Genomic DNA, 14,863 nt, shown 5'->3' with positions numbered 1-14,863 from the left:
TCCGAAGCGTCGAGGTTTCGGATGCCATGGATGACAAAACGGATGGTCCGTGTCGCGTCGCCGCGCCGCAATTACCGCCGCCCTGGCCCTCAAGGCCGCCATCCAGGCTCCGGTCGGGGTGGAGACAGCTTGCCTCAAATGCCCAGCCCCCTTTGCCGGCCCAACTGCCATGATACCGACCCGCCCTGGACGACGCCCATGACTTCGCGGCCGAGCTGGCGGTCGATGACAGGCCGCCACGGAACGAGGGTGAACTCATGGGACTTCTCGACGATGGCGAACTTGCCGCTCGATAGCTGCGCGGTTCCGGTGAAGGCGCCCGTCACGGTCTCGCCGTCGGCGGCCATGCGGAACGGCAGCGACTTCTTTGCCGCCAGCTCCTCACCGGCGCGGGCGACCTCACGTTCGCGAAGCGTGGCGATCAGGTTGCGCCGGTAGGCGATGCGCCCGTCCGGCTGAAGGGCGGCGTCGCCCTGATCGACATGGTGGTCGCGGCGGCGATCCATCGCCTCGCGCACCTGTGCGCCGAAGCCGGCCGGCGACAGGTCGGAGGTATCCGTGCTGACAAGCCGCCGGTCCAGCCAGGTCGCGCCGTCCGATCCGATCTGGCGCTCCAGATCGAAGGTCGAGAGGATGCGGATATTGGCGCGGCCGTTCCGCCCGGCGTCATGAGCGGCGGCTCGCCCCTCGAAGTCGGAGGGGATGCGCCACTGGTCGGCGTCGATGCGCTCGGCGATGCCGGCGCGGCGCAACGCCTCGAGCCGCCGGACATGGGCGTCGACGAAGCCCTCATAGTCGCCGTTCGGCACATGGCCGTCGAACCGCGCCTGCTCCAGATGGCGGCTCGGCCGATAGATGCCGTCCTCGGCGAGGCCCGCGATGGCGCGATCGGACGGGCGACCGGTGCTGTCCGGCGGCCCGATCTCGATGACGCTGCCGATGCGCGCGTCCTCGACGCGGGTTGGGTCGATGCCGGAGACATGGTGCGTGCGTCCGTCGACGCCATCGACCACCAGCGTCAGGGTCTCGCCCAATTCGTCGGACAAATGCTTGTCGATGACGCGGCCGACGATCGGCGCGACCGGCGCGGCGTCGTGAATCTGGAACGTCATCGGATCGCGCTCGGCGCCTTCGGCCCGCAACGCCTGCTGCATGGTGCGGATGATGTCGCCGCGCTCGCCCAACTCGCGCAACGTCGGTTCCAGCCGGTCGCTCAATTCCCAGACGCCGGGCGCATGTTCGGTGGCAAGCTCCATGTCGCCGAGCTTGCCGAGACGGCACAAGCGCAGCGTCCGGTCGGCCTGGCCGCGCAGGTCGTCCGGCTCGTGACGCAGGTCGATGAAGCGATCCTCGGCTTCGGCGATCATCGCCCGGTCGATGCGGGTAAGCCGGTCCTGGTCGATTTCGGCCAAGAGCTTGCGGCGCTGCTCGATCTCGGTGACGGGGCCGAGTTCGAGCGTCGCCCGTTCGCTTGCCCGCTCGCGGATGCCGTTGGCGAGATAGTCGCCATTGATGACGAGATCCTCGCCCAAGGCGTCGCGGCCGTTGACGATGACATGGACGTGCGGGTGGCCGGTGTTGTGGTGATTGACGGCGACCCAGTCGAGCTTCGTGCCAAGGTCGGTTTCGACCTGGGCCATCAGGTCGCGGGTGTAGCCGGTCAGGTCGGCGAGATCGGCGGCATCTTCCGGCGAGACGATGAACCGGAACTGGTGGCGATCGTCCTTGCCGCGATCGAGGAAGCTGTCGCCATCGGCGCGATCCTCTGTCGCCGAATAGAGCCGGCCCCGCTCGCCGTCGCGGGCCGTGCCGTCGCGCTGGATGTAGCGCAGATGGGCGGCGGCCTTGCCGCTGCGGCCTGGGGCGCGAACCGACCGGGATTTGACGATCACGCGCCGGCTGCCGGGCTGGCGATGACTCCAGCCATTCGACAGGTTGCGGGCGCGCACGAAGGATGCGCCGCGCCCGCGCTGCACGCCGCGGCCGGACGCGACGACGCTCCGGCCATTCGCCGACCGGCCGGAACCTCCACCCTTGGCGGAGGAGCTTCGGCCTGGTCCGGCCTGCTGCTGTCGGGCGATCTTCCGAACCTTGCTGAGGAAGCTCCTGGTCTGACCGGCCTTCGCGCCCTTGGAGCGGATGCGGCCGGGCCTCGGCCGAAAGCTGTCGTCGTCGTCGCTCACGGTCGGCGATCCGCACGAAGCTGCCGATCTTGGGCAGGAGTGCCGCGACAAAGGCTGAAAATGCTGGCTTTGCCGGAGCTCGCGGCACCCTGCCGGCCTGACGATGGTGCCGCCCCAAACAGTGTGCAGACAAGGGCTTGGCCCCCGGATCGGACCCATAGGGTGCCGTCCGCTTTAATCTTGCCCTCCCGCCTTCCTGCCTGTTTCGCCCCTTCTGCCGGGGGATGAGACCGTCGCCAGCCCCATCCCCTGCACACCGGAACCTCCCGCCAAGCGGACACGATTGCGAGCCTCATGGCTGCCGTTCCGTGTCCGCCCGTGCGACGAACAGACCGCTGGACTGCGGCGCGATGGCGGAAACATCGCGCACGCCCGGCGTCGTGTCAGCGTCATTGGAGGTGCGTTCGGCCGGCGAAGGACCGGCCGCCGTTGCGCGCGCCGACGGTGCGACGAACAGCGGCGCGCGGGTCCAGGCGAGCGGGTCGGCCGTGGCGATCAGGATCGGCGCGGATGCGTCGCCATCGCCGAGTGACGGCGCGACGGTGGCGACATAGGCGCGTGTTTCGGCCGGCAGAGGACGGCCCTTCAGCCAGTCCTCGTAACGTCCAGGACCGGCGTTATAGGCGGCGATCCAGCCGGGCGAGCCATAGCGGTCATACAGCTCGCGGATATAGGCCGCACCCGCGATGATGTTGTCGCGCAGATCGTAAGGATCGGCGCCAAGGCGGTAGCGATCACGCAAGCCCGCCCATGTCGCCGGCATGATCTGCATCAGGCCCATCGCGCCCTTGGGCGAGACCGCGCGGGGATCGCCATTGCTCTCGGCCTTCATCACCGCGCGTATCCATGCCGCGGGAAGCGCGAAGCGCTGCGCCGCCTCTGCGATGAGTTCGCCGAAAGGATCGCGGGCGGGCGAAGCGGCGATGCTCGACGGCTGCGCCAGGACCGGGACCGCAAGCCCGCAACCGCACGTCAGGCCGACAAGGAGAAGGAGTGAGGTCCGCCGCATCGCGTCAGTCCTTTCCGTCACGCTTCTGCGGACGGCTCCAGTGCAGCGACCAGGCGCTGCCCGCGTCGTCGTCGCGGAACAGATTGGCGCGGATCGGCTGCGGCAAGGTCGGATCGTCGATCAGGAAAGCAATGTATTCGCCGGCACGCTCGCCTGTGCGCTTCCAGCCCGCGCCGATCTCCGGGCCATCGTCATTGCCTTGATGGAGGCGATAGTCCGGGGCGTTCTCCGTATCCGAGGACTCGGCGGGGACGACAGTGACTTCGCAGTAGAGCGTGAGGGTGTGGACGCGCCCGACAAAGCCGGACTGCTGACGGGTGAAGGTGCCGATCTGCGACATGATGGTCTCCATGGCGGTGGTGTTGGAAAGCCGTCGGCGGGCACCGCTCCCGACGGCGGGAAGCGGTCAGCGCGTCGTCGCGCGCCAGACGAAGCGGCCATCGCCGTCCTCGTCGGTGTAGAGTGGGCTCGCCTTGCCGATGACGGTGCGCGCCGGAAGCGGGCCGAAATAACGGCCGTCCAGGCTGTCGCGGACATCGGGGTTCATCAGGAAAACCTGCCCATCGCCGATGCGCCGGCAGCCTTGCCAGACCGGCAGCGGACGGCCGAGCCGGTCGCGGTCGAGCGCCCGTCCAAGCGGCACGGCGTCGACGGTCACTTCGTCCCCGGTGCGGCAGACCTGCTGGCCGGGAAGGCCCATGACGCGCTTCATCAGCGGCACGTTGCGGCCGATATAGCCGCGACCGACGATGAAGTCGGAGAGCTGCTTGTCCGGGAGGGCGGCGACCAGATCGCCAACCGTCAGAGGGTGCGGCGGGGCGAGGTCATAGAGGCCGATCGGCGCGCTGGCCGAGGCGTTCCAGACGAGGCGCGGTGCGATCGGGACGAAGGCGGCGATGGCGACGCCCATCGTCACGGCATAGGTCGTCATGACATAGCCGAAGCGGGTCATAGCCCGATCTCCCGCCGCTTGAGCCATGCCGCGTGGCGCTCCAGCGTGTAGGCGCGCGGCTCATGGCCCGCGCCGATCCGGTTGCCGACATGACGCCAGTGATCGGGAGCCACGTCGCAGGCGTCGATGCCGCGGGCTTCCACGGCGTCGATATGGCGAAGCACCTGTTCGACCTTGGGCCAGCCCTCGATCTTCAGCAGGATGTCGCCGCCGGGGCGCACGAAGGGCAGCGTCTGGTAGGCTTCGCCTGGCGCGACGGCGCGCACGATGTCGATGCGCGAGATGATCGTGCCGAAGTCGTTGGCGGCCCAACGCACGAAGGCGAAGAGGCTGCCCGGCCGGAAAGAGAAGACGCGGCGGCGGCGGTCGAGCACCTGTTCATGGGCTTCATGGCCGAACCTGATCCAGTTCTCGATCCGCTTCTCGACATGCGTCAGCTCGACATGGGTGAGACTGTCGGCGAGTTGCGCGCGCGGCATGGGGCCGCCCTGCGCGCGGGAAACCGCGGCGTCGGTCATGATGGGTCTCCTTCGGCGGTCGGGGGAAATTCGCGCGCGAGCAGCCCGCGCAGCATGTCGGCGACCGTGACGCCGCGAGCGAACGCGGCGATCTTGATCCGGCCGCGCAGCGCCGGCGTCACGTCGATGGTCAGCCGGGCTGTGTAGCCGCTGGCGCCGGCATCGCGCGGCGAATTGTCGGCCGCCTTGACCCAGCGCTCGGGATCGGCGGGCCGGGAGGCGAAGCCATTGCGGGACGAGCGCCCGTTCATCGCGCCGCCTTCCCGATGCTCAAGCGCTCGATCGCGTCCGCCAGCGCCACGATCTCGCGCGCGGCGGGCGTGGCGTCGTCCAGTTCGGAGACGAGTTGGCCGGACTGCGCGGCGGTCGCGAAGGCGACGCGCTGGCCGATGGTGGCGGCGAGGACGGGAGGATCGTGATCGGCCAGGGTCGCGGCCGTCTCGCGGGCGAGCACGGTGCGCGCGCCGCAACGATTGAGCACGAAGCGCGCGACCAGCTCCGGCCGGTAGATGCGCGCCTCGCCGATGAGCGCCAGCATCTCGGCGGAGGCCCAGCCATCGAGGGGCGATGGCTGCACCGGGATCAGCACCAGGTCGGCGGCGAGCAGCGCCGAACGCATCAGGCTGGCGACGCGGGGTGGCCCGTCGATCACGATCATGTCGGCGTCACGGGCCAGTTCCGGCGCTTCCCGGTGCAGCGTATCGCGGGCGAGGCCGACGACGCCGAAGGCGCGGGCCAGGCCCTCACGGCTGCGTTGCTGCGACCAGTCCAGCGCCGAGCCTTGCGGGTCCGCGTCAATCAGGGTGACGCGCCTGCCCTGGCTCGCCCAAACGCCCGCGAGGTTCAGCGCCAGCGTCGTCTTGCCGACACCGCCCTTCTGGTTGAGGAGCGCGACGATCATCGCCGTCCTCGCGGAACGGGAGTGAAAGGGAGCTGCGGGAGGGGATGCGTGTCGGCGGCTTCGGGTCGCTGTTTGCCGGCGACGCTGAGGGCCTTCGTGGCCTGCCGCACGAGGTTTTCCACCTCGCGGGCGCGCTCTTCAAGGTTAGAGTCTCTGTTAGACTCTAAGTTAAGGGCGCGATTTTCGCTTTTCGTGCCGTGGGTTAGGGCCTGTTTGGGTTCCCGTTGGCACGAGGGGCCGGTTCCTGATGGCACGCGCCCTCGGGTTCCCGATGGCACGACGCCATCCACAGCTTTTCCACAGGCGGGCTGTGGCTCGAAGGCGAGCAGCGTGCGGCCGCCGCCCTCGATCTCGAGGAACAGCGTGTAGCCGGGGAGCGGCTGGCGCCGGATGATGTCGCGCAGCTCGAAGGCGAAGCGCTTGAAGGGGGAGAGCGCGCCTGATTTCTGGTGGAGGTGGCGGAAGTCGAAACGCCAGCCGTTGCGCTGACGTCCGCCGTGCTTGCGGACAATTCGATAGAGCCAGCGGTCGAGACCGCCCGTCAGGCCGAAATAGGCGCGGTCGATCGTCAGCACGAGCGCATCGTCGAGGACGGCCTGGTAGAACCAGTCGGGCAGGATCAGCTCGATCCCGTCGGGCTTGCCGTCCCGGTCGGTGCGCTCCTTCCACTCGTTGATCCAGGAGAAGCGATGCCGCCGGCCCTCGGCGGGTTGACGGATCGAGGTGCAGATCGTCGTCGATTGCAGCCGGTCGAGCGCGGCCTTGAGACGCTGATAGTCGCGCAAGGACGTGCCGCGGCCGATGAATCTGAGGATTTCATAGGGGGTGGCGACCAGCAGGCGCGAGGTGCGCAGGCCCGCGTCGCGCGCCTCGACGATCTGGCTCGCCGCCCAGATCAGGATGTCGGCGTCCCAGATGGTCGCCATGCCATGATCGGGCACGGCCTCGACGCGGATCGACACGCCCCCGGCGCAGAAGTCGATCGGCGCGGTGCGATGGGACTTGGAGAGGGAGAAGAAGGGATAGGCCATGAGATCCTGCGCATCTCGGGCAGCGAACTCGCCAGGGAGCGCCCGAAACAGGTCGAGCTGTTCGCGCTCCGATCGGGATTGCCGCCGCGCCGCCATTCGGGGGTTGGTCGGCGATCAGCGTGGGCGCCGGGCGGCTTGGGCGAGCGGCGCCGGCGTGTGACGCTTCGCGGGAAGGATCGAACCGCGCGGATCGGAGGTCGAGGTGACGGCGCCGCGCGCGGCCCAGGCTTCGAGATCGTCGACGGCATAGACGACGCGGCCGCCGAGCTTGCGATAGGCCGGGCCGGTGCCGTAGGTCCGATGCTTTTCGAGGGTGCGGGCGGACAGGCTGAGAAACTCGGCGGCTTCCTTGGTGCGCAGGAAGCGCGGCGGGAGAACGGCGAGATCGGGTCGCATGGATGGGGCCTCCGTGAGCTTCGTGAAGGCCGCTGGAGATCAGCGGCGAGCGAAGGCCACGATGGCGAAGCAGGACCGGCGCGATGCAGGGCGAAGTTGGGGGGGCTAAAATCGCCCACCGGCTATCGCGTCGGCGCGATCAGTCCGGCCGGCGGTGTCGCAGCAGGGCGCGATAGCCGCCGGCGATCATGGCGCGCGCGTCCCGCAGCAGGGTTTTGATGGCATGGCGGGCGGAGGCGTCCTGCCACGCCTGGCGGTCGAGTCGGGCGATGTGGAAGATGACCTGCGCGATTTCCCGCTGGGTCGCGCCATCGCGATAGCCGTCGAAGCATTGCAGCATCCGGCGCAATCGCAGGCGCTGTTGCGCCGTCAGCCGGGTGTCCGGCGGGATGGCCCGGCCGTGAAGGGTGGCCAGCAGACGGCAAAGGGATTGGACACGATCGAATCCGTCCCGACCCAAAGGAATGATGGCGGCAAGGGGGCGGTCGACCGGCGTGGCCGTCTCGATGACGAGCTGGACACTTTGGCCGTCACCGAGATCGTAGAGAAGGATGTCTTCGTCATGGTCTCCGATGCGGTAGGTGGCATCGAAGGTCGGTTGCGGATCGGTGTCCTCGGCGAGACCCGCAGGGGCCGGCCCCAGAAAGACGGCGCTCGTATCGTTCGCGGGCAGCCAGACGATGCGGGCTTCAGATGGCGGGGCCTGCGGGTCTGCGGGGAAATCGCAACCCCCATCGGCGCCGGATCTTGTCGGTCAGCATCTGGATGTCGGTCTTTCCCTCGCTCAGCTCCCGGTAGTCTTCGACATAGGCGTCGTTGCGCCGGAGCCACTCCCAGGCGAGATCAGACGGGCTCATCTCGGCGATGTGCTCATAAGCGGCGGAGGAGCGCCAGCCTGCTGCATTGGGCGTCATCGCGATCCTCCCTTTGCGTAAGTGATTGTGCGGGAAGAAAGGATTCCCGACAGGGCCGCCCGATGGAAGCTCGGCGGTGGGCAAAGCGCGATGCCAAGTCGGCATCGCGGCGGGTCAGTGCCGAGGGCGGGTTAACTCGCGGTAGCCCTGTTCCGTCATCCAGCGCGCCCGCGCCAGGTGCGAGTCGTGAACATGGCGGCAACGCTCTGGGTCGTGCGCGGGATCGAGGCCGAAGATGGCCTGGACGGCTTCCTGCCAGGCGGCGCCGTCGCGGGCCGAGTCGATCAGACGCATGTAGAGCGCCATGTGCTCACGGTCGTAGGCCGTGAGCGACTGGCTGACCGGCGGCTCGTCGAGGAATGAGGGCGTTGGCTGTCCCATAGAGCGACTATAATCGCTCATCCGAGGTTCGTTAACAGCATCGTGGGAAATTCTGTGCGCCGCCTGAACAAATGGCGGGCGCTTAACGCTTCGGCGGCAAGTCTTTGCGGTCGTGAAGCAACAGCACGCCTTCGCCCTTGTCGGTCGAGAGCAGGACGATCCCCGCGGCCTCCAGCGCCCGGCGAACGAGATCGCGCGTCGACTCATACACGTCGAGATCGTTCTCGGATTCGAGACGCTTGAGCGCGGTCAGCGATGTCCGGGCCTCGTCAGCGAGCGTCTCCTGTGTCCATCCCAGCAACGCGCGTGCGGCCCGTGATTGTCGGGCGGTGATCATGAATGACCACCTCCCACCGGCCAATAACTACTTGCCAGAACTACGACTATTTTAGTCGTTCTTGGCGTCGCGGGGACTGCCGGAAACCTGGTCGCCCGTCTCCTCCGGTCCTCGGCGGCGTCACCGATTCGCGCGTGGGCAAGGCAAAGGCCCCGGCCTGTCGGCCGGGGCCTTGTTGGTGGGTCAGTCCGCCCGGCGGTTCGGGCGGGACCAGATCAGCGAGTAACCGTCGCCGTCCTCGTCGTCGAAGAGGTTGGCGTAGATGGGGGCGTTGAAGCTCGGATCGTCGAGCTTGAGGCCCAGATAGTCGCGGCCCTCGTTGGAGCGCTTGGACCAGGCGGCGCCGATCTCGACGCGGCCGACCAGAACCCGGTGGCTGGGGGCGTTTTCGCCGGTGGCGCGCTGGTCGGGGACGATGCGCACGCCCTTGGCCTGGACGCTGAGGGTGACGATTTCGCCGGTGAACTCGTTGCCGGTCTTCTTGAAGGTGCCGATGGTCGCCATTTCAAATCTCCGTTTCCATTATCGAGACCGCACCATTGCGGCCTCGATGGCGATCGACAGGCCGGAGGCGATCGACGGCGCACCCCGCAGGGGCCTGACAGCAAAGGAGGAGCTTTCTTGTCTCGCGAGGAATGACGGCGAAGCCGGCAGGGGAAGAAAGTTGTGACGCCGCTGTTGCGCCATAGGCGATCGAGGCGCAGCCGGCCTTCGGCCAGATCAAGCCATTGAAGAGGCCGTTTGGAGCGGGCTGGTGACGGGAAGAAGCGGAGAGGATGGCGGCCCTCTCGAAACCGGCGCCAAGACCTGCCGGTTGTTCGCCGGCGCATCGCCCCTCCTGCCGGCGGGCTTTGCGGTCCTGCGTTGTCCGGGCCTGCCGCGGGCGGAAACCCTCCGCCTTTCCGTGTTGGTCCGCTGCGCCGCGACCGGCGTTCGGTTCGGGCGCTTCCGATGGGATGATCGCGCTGCGGCTCTCAGCGTGATCCGGGGTCCATCGCCCGCATCGCCACCCCATCAAGCCGACGCGGATGGCGTGGTGTCGCCTTCATTGTCCCGCCGATGCCCGCTGCGGAATTGTCAGGCTCCGGCGGGGCTCCGGCCGACCGGGCCAGCGGTCGCCATGCCCGTAACGCGCGCGAACGCGGTGACGCCGACCGCGACCGCACCGATGACGGAAAACACCAACTGCCAGGTTTCCGAAGGCATGGTGTGCTTCACGATGCCGTGCGTGGCGTGGTAGCCGGCGAGTGCGGCGGGCGCGACAAACGCGAGCGCGATCAGCAGCCGAGCCCAGAGCGGGCGAACAATCCCGAGCAGGAACTGGCCGAGGCCGAGCGTCAGCCCGGCCGCGACCACGCCGATCAGGATCGCGCCCATCCAGCCCGCGCCCGTGTGATAGGCCCAACCGCCGGTGGTGAGGCCAGCGAAGAAGGGCAGCGCGAAGACGGCGAGCGTGAACAGAAGCCAGCAGAAGAAGCCGATGGCCGCGATGGAAAGGATGATGCCGATAAAGATCATGGCGGTGTCTCCGAAAGAACGATTCTGACGGTCGCGCCTTCCACCACCACCACAGCGCGTCGGGGATCATAGCAAAATATCGACGCGAACGGGAGCCGAAACCGACAAGGTTTCAGCCCCGCGGGCGATGATCTTCGCCCCTTCATGGAGCGAAGGGGTCGATTTCGCGGACGATCTGCGAGAGGTCGCAGTCATATTCGCTGGCGGGCGTGACCGAGAGCGTGCCGTCGCCGGCGCGGAAGACGACGATGACCGCCATCAGGCTGGTGGCGAGGCTGAAGGCGAAGGCGTGGGCGTCGTTGAAGGACATCGATCCGGCTCCTGTTTCGAGCGGAGGACCACCCCCCGCTGACAGGCGCCCGACGTGTCGGACTGAGAGCTGCAATCACCGCGCAGGCGGAGCCGGAGCGGCGGCACGCAAGGCGTAGCCGACCCTTCACGGGTTGATGGCGTCAGGCGATCAGTCTGACCAAGGATCAGCGCAAAGAAGCGGGGGTGGTGCTCTGCGGCAGGAGCCGGTGTCCTGCCGTGGAGACGGCGGCGCTCACGCGCCGCCGGTTCCGAACCGATAGACCGGGATGCCGAGCTTGCGGGCCTTGTCGGCGAGATTGTCCTGGATGCCGGTGCCGGGGAAGATGAGGATGCCGATCGGCATGACCGCCAGCATGGCGTCGTTGCGCTTGAACGGTGCGGCCTTGGCGTGCTTCGTCCAGTCGGGTCTGAAGGCGACCTGCGGCACCTGGCGGGTTTCCGCCCAACGTGCGGCGATCTTCTCGGCGCCTTTCGGGGAGCCGCCGTGCATCAGCACCATGTCGGGGTGCTTGGCGTGGACCTGGTCGAGCTTGGCCCAGATCGGCTTGTGATCGGTGGTGTCGCCGCCGGAGAAGGCGATCTTCGGGCCTGCGGGCACGAGCACTTCGGTTTCGCTGCGGCGCTTGGCGGCAAGGAAGTCGCGGCTGTCGATCATCGCGGCGGTGAGGCGGCGATGGTTGACGCGCGAGCCGGTGCGCTGAGACCAGGGTGAGCCGGTGGCGCGAAGATAGTGGTCTGCGGCGCTGTCGCGGAAGACTTCCAGGCTGTCGCGCCGTTCGATCAGCGATTGCCCAAGGTCGATCAGGCGTTCGAGCTGGACGGATTTGACCTCCGAGCCATCCTGTTCGCGCTGGAGGCGCTTTTGCGCCTGCTCGTTATCGTCGAGTTTGCGGTCGGCCCGCTCGACGGCGCGGTGGAACGTATTGACGGTGGACCAGAGGAGATCGTCGAGGTCGGGATCGAGGCTCGTATCGGCCACGGTGGAGATCAGGGCGTCGAAGATGTCGGCGACGGCGCCTTCGATGATGCGGTCTTCCGGCACGGGCCTGGGATCGGCTTCGTCTTCGGAGGGCCGGTAGCCGTAGAGCTGAAGCTCCTGCGCAATCTGGTCGGTCGGCGATGCGGCGTGTTCGGGTTCGTAGTCGTCGTGCTCGCTCATGGGATGCTCCGTCGGTTGGACCGCGACCGTCGCGGCCTTCATGGCGACGAAGCCCACGGGCGGGACGGGCTGGCAGTCCGAGCGAAGCGAGGGCCTTGATGGCCAAGGCCGGCTATTTTGTCTCGCGATGGAAAGCGGCCCGCAGGGCCGCGCCGGAAAATAGTCGGCCGCCGCCATTGCCGGCCTGGCCCGTTTGTGGGCCGATCGCCCTCTCGAAGGCCGAGGCGCGGTCCTCTCCGATGGTTGACGCATGTCGGCGGGCATGATGACGGCAGCCGTGACGTCCGTCGCGGGCGGCTAAGCCGCCTGAGCCATGAAGCGGGCGACGTCCTGCGGCGCGAGCTGCACCCGCAGGCTGGCGCGGAGCGCATCGAGCCCGAGGCGCCGGAGATCTTCGTTGAAGTCCTCAAGCACCGGCGAGAGCACGATGGCCTCGATTCCGGCCGCGTTCGCCCGTTCGACCAGGTTGTCCCGCGCGCCGTCGCCTGCCGGGTCGTTGTCGCGCAGTATATAGAGTCGGCGCAGCGTCTCGGGGAACAGGATGGCGGCCAGATGGGCTGCGGATAGCGCCGCCGCCATCGCCATGTGCGGTATCGTTTGACGCGCCGACAGGACGCTTTCGATGCCTTCGCCCGCCGCCATCGCCTCGCCGGCAATCCCGAAGCGAACGGCATGGCCGAGCAAGTCGCCCATCGCCTTGCGCTGCGTTTCGATCGGCGCCTTGTCGGAGCCGTCAGGGGCGAGCCAGGTGCGATGCGCGCCGGTGATCGCGCCCCTGAGATCGGTGACGGCGGCGATCATCGCCGGCCAGGTTTCGGTCGGGCCGTGGTCGTCGGGCCGATAATAGCAGCGTGGATGGAAGCGAAGGTTTCCGGTTCCGTGCAAAGCCGTAATGCCGCGATGGCGAAGATATGTCTCTACGGGGGTGCCGATGATCGGTTGCGACATGGCGAACAATCGCCTTGCCGCTTCGGCCGAGCCCGACGGGGCAGGCGTGCCCTGTCGCTTCTTCGTCGCCGGCGCGGGTTTCGGACGCGGCAGGCTGAGAAAGCTGCGGGCTTCCTCGACGACATCGGCGAAGTCGGCGAGGCCGCAACTCTCCCGGATCACGTCGAGCAGATCGCCATGCTCGCCGGTGGCGGCGTCGGTCCATTTGCCCGCCGGCCCCTTCGCCGTCTCCTTGAGCCGGACGAACATCGAGCGGCCGGGCGTGTTGCGCGCATCGCCGACCTGCCAGTAATTGCCCTGACGATGGCCGGCGTCGAGATAATGGCGGCACACCGCCTCGGCCTCCCGGCCGAGACGCTGCGCCAGATCCGAAGCGTCGAGACGGGTCATCACGCCGCCTCGCGTTCGCCGATGCGCTGGACCGGATAGCGGCCCAGCACGCGCTCCAGCACTGCGGGACCGGCGCTATCGGTCGGCACGAACATCCTGAGCTTCCAGGAGATGATCTCGTGGAACAGTCCGTAGGCGGTGAGCCGCTCGCGCATCGTGTCGGTGAAGCCCGACAGTTCGATGCGGTTGGCGCCCATCACACGGACGCGGCGAAGCTGAAGCCCCTCGGCCAGATCGAGGATGGTGCGGCCATCCACCAGCGCCATGAAGGCGTCGGCGGGCGCGAGCGTGGCTGCGCCGGTCGTGGTCGCATTGGCCGCCCAGGCGGGCGAGACCTTGCGGCCGACGATCCGCTCGCCCTCGTCGGTCTGGAGCCGATAGACGCGGGTGGACTCGTTCGGCAGCCGCTTCCAGATCGGGAGCAACAGGCCGGCGACGATATGGATCGTGCTGTCGGAGAAAGCCGGCACGCCCGCGACCTCGGCGTTCCAGGCCGAGGCGAAGTCGTTCCGTTCCGCCTCGGTCCAATGGGTCTCGCCCATCATCTTCACCGGAACGGTGTGTGATTCCATCGGCCGGATCAGCCGGACGCGGCGTTCGATCTCGCCATCGTCGAGCATGACCGAGGTGGCGGGGATCTGCACCGCGGCGCGGCCCGACCGTTCGTTGACCAGCAGCCTAGCGCCGGATTCGCCGAGATGGGCGAGCGCGTCGTCCAGCGTGACCGGGCGGTTTCGGGTCCGCTGCGCGATGGTGAGGAGCCGGGTCTCGGCGCCCGTGCCCGGATGAGTATAGATGGTCTGGCGGCCGGTGACGGTGAAGCCTTCCGCCGTCAGCGTCTCCAGCCCGACATCGTAGATGCCAGCGGCTATGGCCCCCTCGATCTTGGCGGTGAGAAGCTGCTCAAAGGCGGTGAACAGGATGCCCTGAAGCTCGATGGTCAGGGCCAGCAGCCGATTGAGGAAGGTGGTGATCGGGGGCAGTTCGTCCTTGATGCCGTTCGCGTCCACCAGCTTCAGGCCGGTGGCGGACTCGAAGCGTTCGAGCGAGCAGCCTTCGACCTTGCCGCGCACCAGCAGGAGATAGAGCTGGCGGAGCGCATCGCGGGCGTAGGGGCTTTCCAGATTGTCCTCGGGGCGGAACAGGCCCTGGCCGCCGGTCTGGCGCTGGCCGCGGGTGATGGCGCCCAGCGTGTCGAGCCGCCGGGCGATGGTGGAGAGGAAGCGCTTCTCCGCCTTGACGTCCGTGGCGATGGGCCGGAACAGCGGCGGCTGCGCCTGGTTGGTCCGGTGCGTGCGGCCGAGTCCCTGGATGGCGGCGTCCGCTTTCCAGCCGGGTTCGAGCAGATAGTGGACGCGCAGCCGGGTGTTCCGCGCCGAAAGCTCGGCGTGATAGCTGCGGCCGGTGCCGCCGGCGTCCGAGAAGATCAGGATGCGTTTGCTGTCGTCCATGAACGCCTGGGTTTCGGCGAGATTGGCGGCTGCGGCGCGGTTCTCGACGACGAGTCGGTCGCCGCCCGAAGGCGTGCTCTTGCGGACGATGCGCCGCGAGCGGCCCGTCACCTCGGCCACCAGATCCGTGCCGAAATGCTGGACGATCTGATCGAGCGCGCCGGGCACGGGCGGCAGCGAGGCGAGCTGCGCGATCAGTTCGTCGCGGCGCGCGACGGCTTCGCGGCTTTCGACGGGCTGGCCGTCGCGATAGACCGGCCGCGACGAGAGGTTGCCCTCGCTGTCGGTGAAGGGCTCGTAGAGCTGCACCGGGAAGGAATGGGCGAGGTAGTCGAGAACATATTCTTTGCAGTCGCAGTTTATGTCGAGCGTGGCGGCAGGAGGCGCAGGTTTCCTTCGGTTTTCCATGATTTCACTCCAGATAATTACGGTTCCCTCGACCTCAACAAGTCGAAGGAACCAA

General features: G+C 67.9%; 18 protein-coding genes and 1 pseudogene. 1 reads left to right on the top strand and 18 read right to left on the bottom strand.

Annotated features, from left to right (window positions below; all coding sequences use genetic code 11):
• Window positions 1-134: 134 nt before the first annotated feature.
• The 11 genes and pseudogenes from GQO94_RS21100 to GQO94_RS17600 all read right to left on the bottom strand — a co-directional run bounded on the left by GQO94_RS21100 (window position 135) and on the right by GQO94_RS17600 (window position 7,904).
• Entirely contained in the window at window positions 135-1,367 is a 1,233-nt protein-coding gene (locus GQO94_RS21100) for a DUF3363 domain-containing protein (RefSeq protein WP_456299634.1), read from the bottom strand.
• A gap of 1,108 nt (window positions 1,368-2,475) precedes the next feature.
• Complete coding sequence (locus tag GQO94_RS17645; RefSeq protein ID WP_156842729.1) at window positions 2,476-3,192, bottom strand: lytic transglycosylase domain-containing protein; 717 nt, start codon at window positions 3,190-3,192, stop codon at window positions 2,476-2,478.
• Between the two features lie 4 nt (window positions 3,193-3,196).
• Window positions 3,197-3,532, bottom strand: a complete 336-nt coding sequence (locus GQO94_RS17640; RefSeq protein WP_156842728.1) for a DUF736 domain-containing protein — start codon at window positions 3,530-3,532, stop codon at window positions 3,197-3,199.
• Window positions 3,533-3,598: 66 nt separating this feature from the next.
• On the bottom strand, window positions 3,599-4,144 hold the full coding sequence (locus tag GQO94_RS17635; protein ID WP_156842727.1) for a S26 family signal peptidase: 546 nt from the start codon (window positions 4,142-4,144) through the stop codon (window positions 3,599-3,601).
• Window positions 4,141-4,662 (bottom strand): DUF2840 domain-containing protein, encoded by a 522-nt coding sequence (locus tag GQO94_RS17630; RefSeq protein WP_156842726.1) that lies wholly within the window; start codon window positions 4,660-4,662, stop codon window positions 4,141-4,143. The genes GQO94_RS17635 and GQO94_RS17630 overlap by 4 nt, the downstream gene beginning before the upstream one ends.
• Entirely contained in the window at window positions 4,659-4,913 is a 255-nt protein-coding gene (locus tag GQO94_RS17625; protein ID WP_156842725.1) for a hypothetical protein, read from the bottom strand. Before GQO94_RS17625 ends, GQO94_RS17630 begins: the two co-directional genes overlap by 4 nt.
• A complete protein-coding gene (gene parA / locus GQO94_RS17620; protein WP_156842724.1) occupies window positions 4,910-5,563 on the bottom strand; it encodes a ParA family partition ATPase in 654 nt (217 codons plus the stop codon). Before parA ends, GQO94_RS17625 begins: the two co-directional genes overlap by 4 nt.
• Window positions 5,564-5,868: 305 nt before the next feature.
• Window positions 5,869-6,690, bottom strand: a pseudogene (locus tag GQO94_RS17615) (replication initiator protein A); the annotation flags it as partial.
• Between the two features lie 18 nt (window positions 6,691-6,708).
• Complete coding sequence (locus GQO94_RS17610; protein ID WP_053553337.1) at window positions 6,709-6,990, bottom strand: helix-turn-helix transcriptional regulator; 282 nt, start codon at window positions 6,988-6,990, stop codon at window positions 6,709-6,711.
• A 139-nt stretch (window positions 6,991-7,129) separates the two neighbouring features.
• Window positions 7,130-7,450 carry a DUF2285 domain-containing protein gene (locus tag GQO94_RS21095; protein ID WP_232333001.1) on the bottom strand — a complete coding sequence of 107 codons (321 nt, stop codon included), beginning with the start codon at window positions 7,448-7,450 and terminating at the stop codon, window positions 7,130-7,132.
• 229 nt (window positions 7,451-7,679) lie between these two features.
• Window positions 7,680-7,904 (bottom strand): transcriptional regulator domain-containing protein, encoded by a 225-nt coding sequence (locus GQO94_RS17600; RefSeq protein WP_156842721.1) that lies wholly within the window; start codon window positions 7,902-7,904, stop codon window positions 7,680-7,682.
• Between the two features lie 192 nt (window positions 7,905-8,096).
• On the opposite strand from GQO94_RS17600, the gene GQO94_RS21525 reads away from it, so the two are divergent.
• Window positions 8,097-8,267, top strand: coding sequence for a hypothetical protein (locus GQO94_RS21525; RefSeq protein WP_198046023.1), 171 nt, complete (start codon window positions 8,097-8,099; stop codon window positions 8,265-8,267).
• Window positions 8,268-8,367: 100 nt separating this feature from the next.
• Here the strand turns inward: GQO94_RS21525 and GQO94_RS17590 are convergent, their stop codons facing one another.
• The 7 genes from GQO94_RS17590 to GQO94_RS17565 form a co-directional block, all read right to left on the bottom strand.
• Entirely contained in the window at window positions 8,368-8,622 is a 255-nt protein-coding gene (locus tag GQO94_RS17590; protein WP_156842720.1) for a helix-turn-helix domain-containing protein, read from the bottom strand.
• Window positions 8,623-8,805: 183 nt separating this feature from the next.
• Entirely contained in the window at window positions 8,806-9,126 is a 321-nt protein-coding gene (locus GQO94_RS17585; RefSeq protein WP_053553340.1) for a DUF736 domain-containing protein, read from the bottom strand.
• Window positions 9,127-9,699: 573 nt separating this feature from the next.
• A complete protein-coding gene (locus tag GQO94_RS17580; protein ID WP_156842719.1) occupies window positions 9,700-10,140 on the bottom strand; it encodes a hypothetical protein in 441 nt (146 codons plus the stop codon).
• 142 nt (window positions 10,141-10,282) lie between these two features.
• The gene (locus GQO94_RS20850) at window positions 10,283-10,450 is read right to left on the bottom strand and encodes a hypothetical protein (RefSeq protein WP_198046022.1); all 168 of its coding nucleotides are present in this window, start codon (window positions 10,448-10,450) and stop codon (window positions 10,283-10,285) included.
• A 234-nt stretch (window positions 10,451-10,684) separates the two neighbouring features.
• On the bottom strand, window positions 10,685-11,611 hold the full coding sequence (locus tag GQO94_RS17575; RefSeq protein ID WP_156842718.1) for a DUF2493 domain-containing protein: 927 nt from the start codon (window positions 11,609-11,611) through the stop codon (window positions 10,685-10,687).
• 297 nt (window positions 11,612-11,908) lie between these two features.
• Window positions 11,909-12,949 carry a DUF7146 domain-containing protein gene (locus GQO94_RS17570; RefSeq protein WP_156842717.1) on the bottom strand — a complete coding sequence of 347 codons (1,041 nt, stop codon included), beginning with the start codon at window positions 12,947-12,949 and terminating at the stop codon, window positions 11,909-11,911.
• The coding region (locus tag GQO94_RS17565; RefSeq protein ID WP_232333000.1) for a strawberry notch C-terminal domain-containing protein at window positions 12,949-14,863 on the bottom strand (1,915 nt) is incomplete at its 5' end. The genes GQO94_RS17570 and GQO94_RS17565, both read right to left, overlap by 1 nt.

Origin of the sequence: Novosphingobium aquimarinum (genome assembly GCF_009746585.1) — a bacterium.
Lineage (GTDB): Bacteria > Pseudomonadota > Alphaproteobacteria > Sphingomonadales > Sphingomonadaceae > Novosphingobium > Novosphingobium aquimarinum.
The sequence above is the reverse complement of the archived record's forward strand: the minus strand, read 5'-3'. Positions and strand labels throughout refer to the sequence as shown.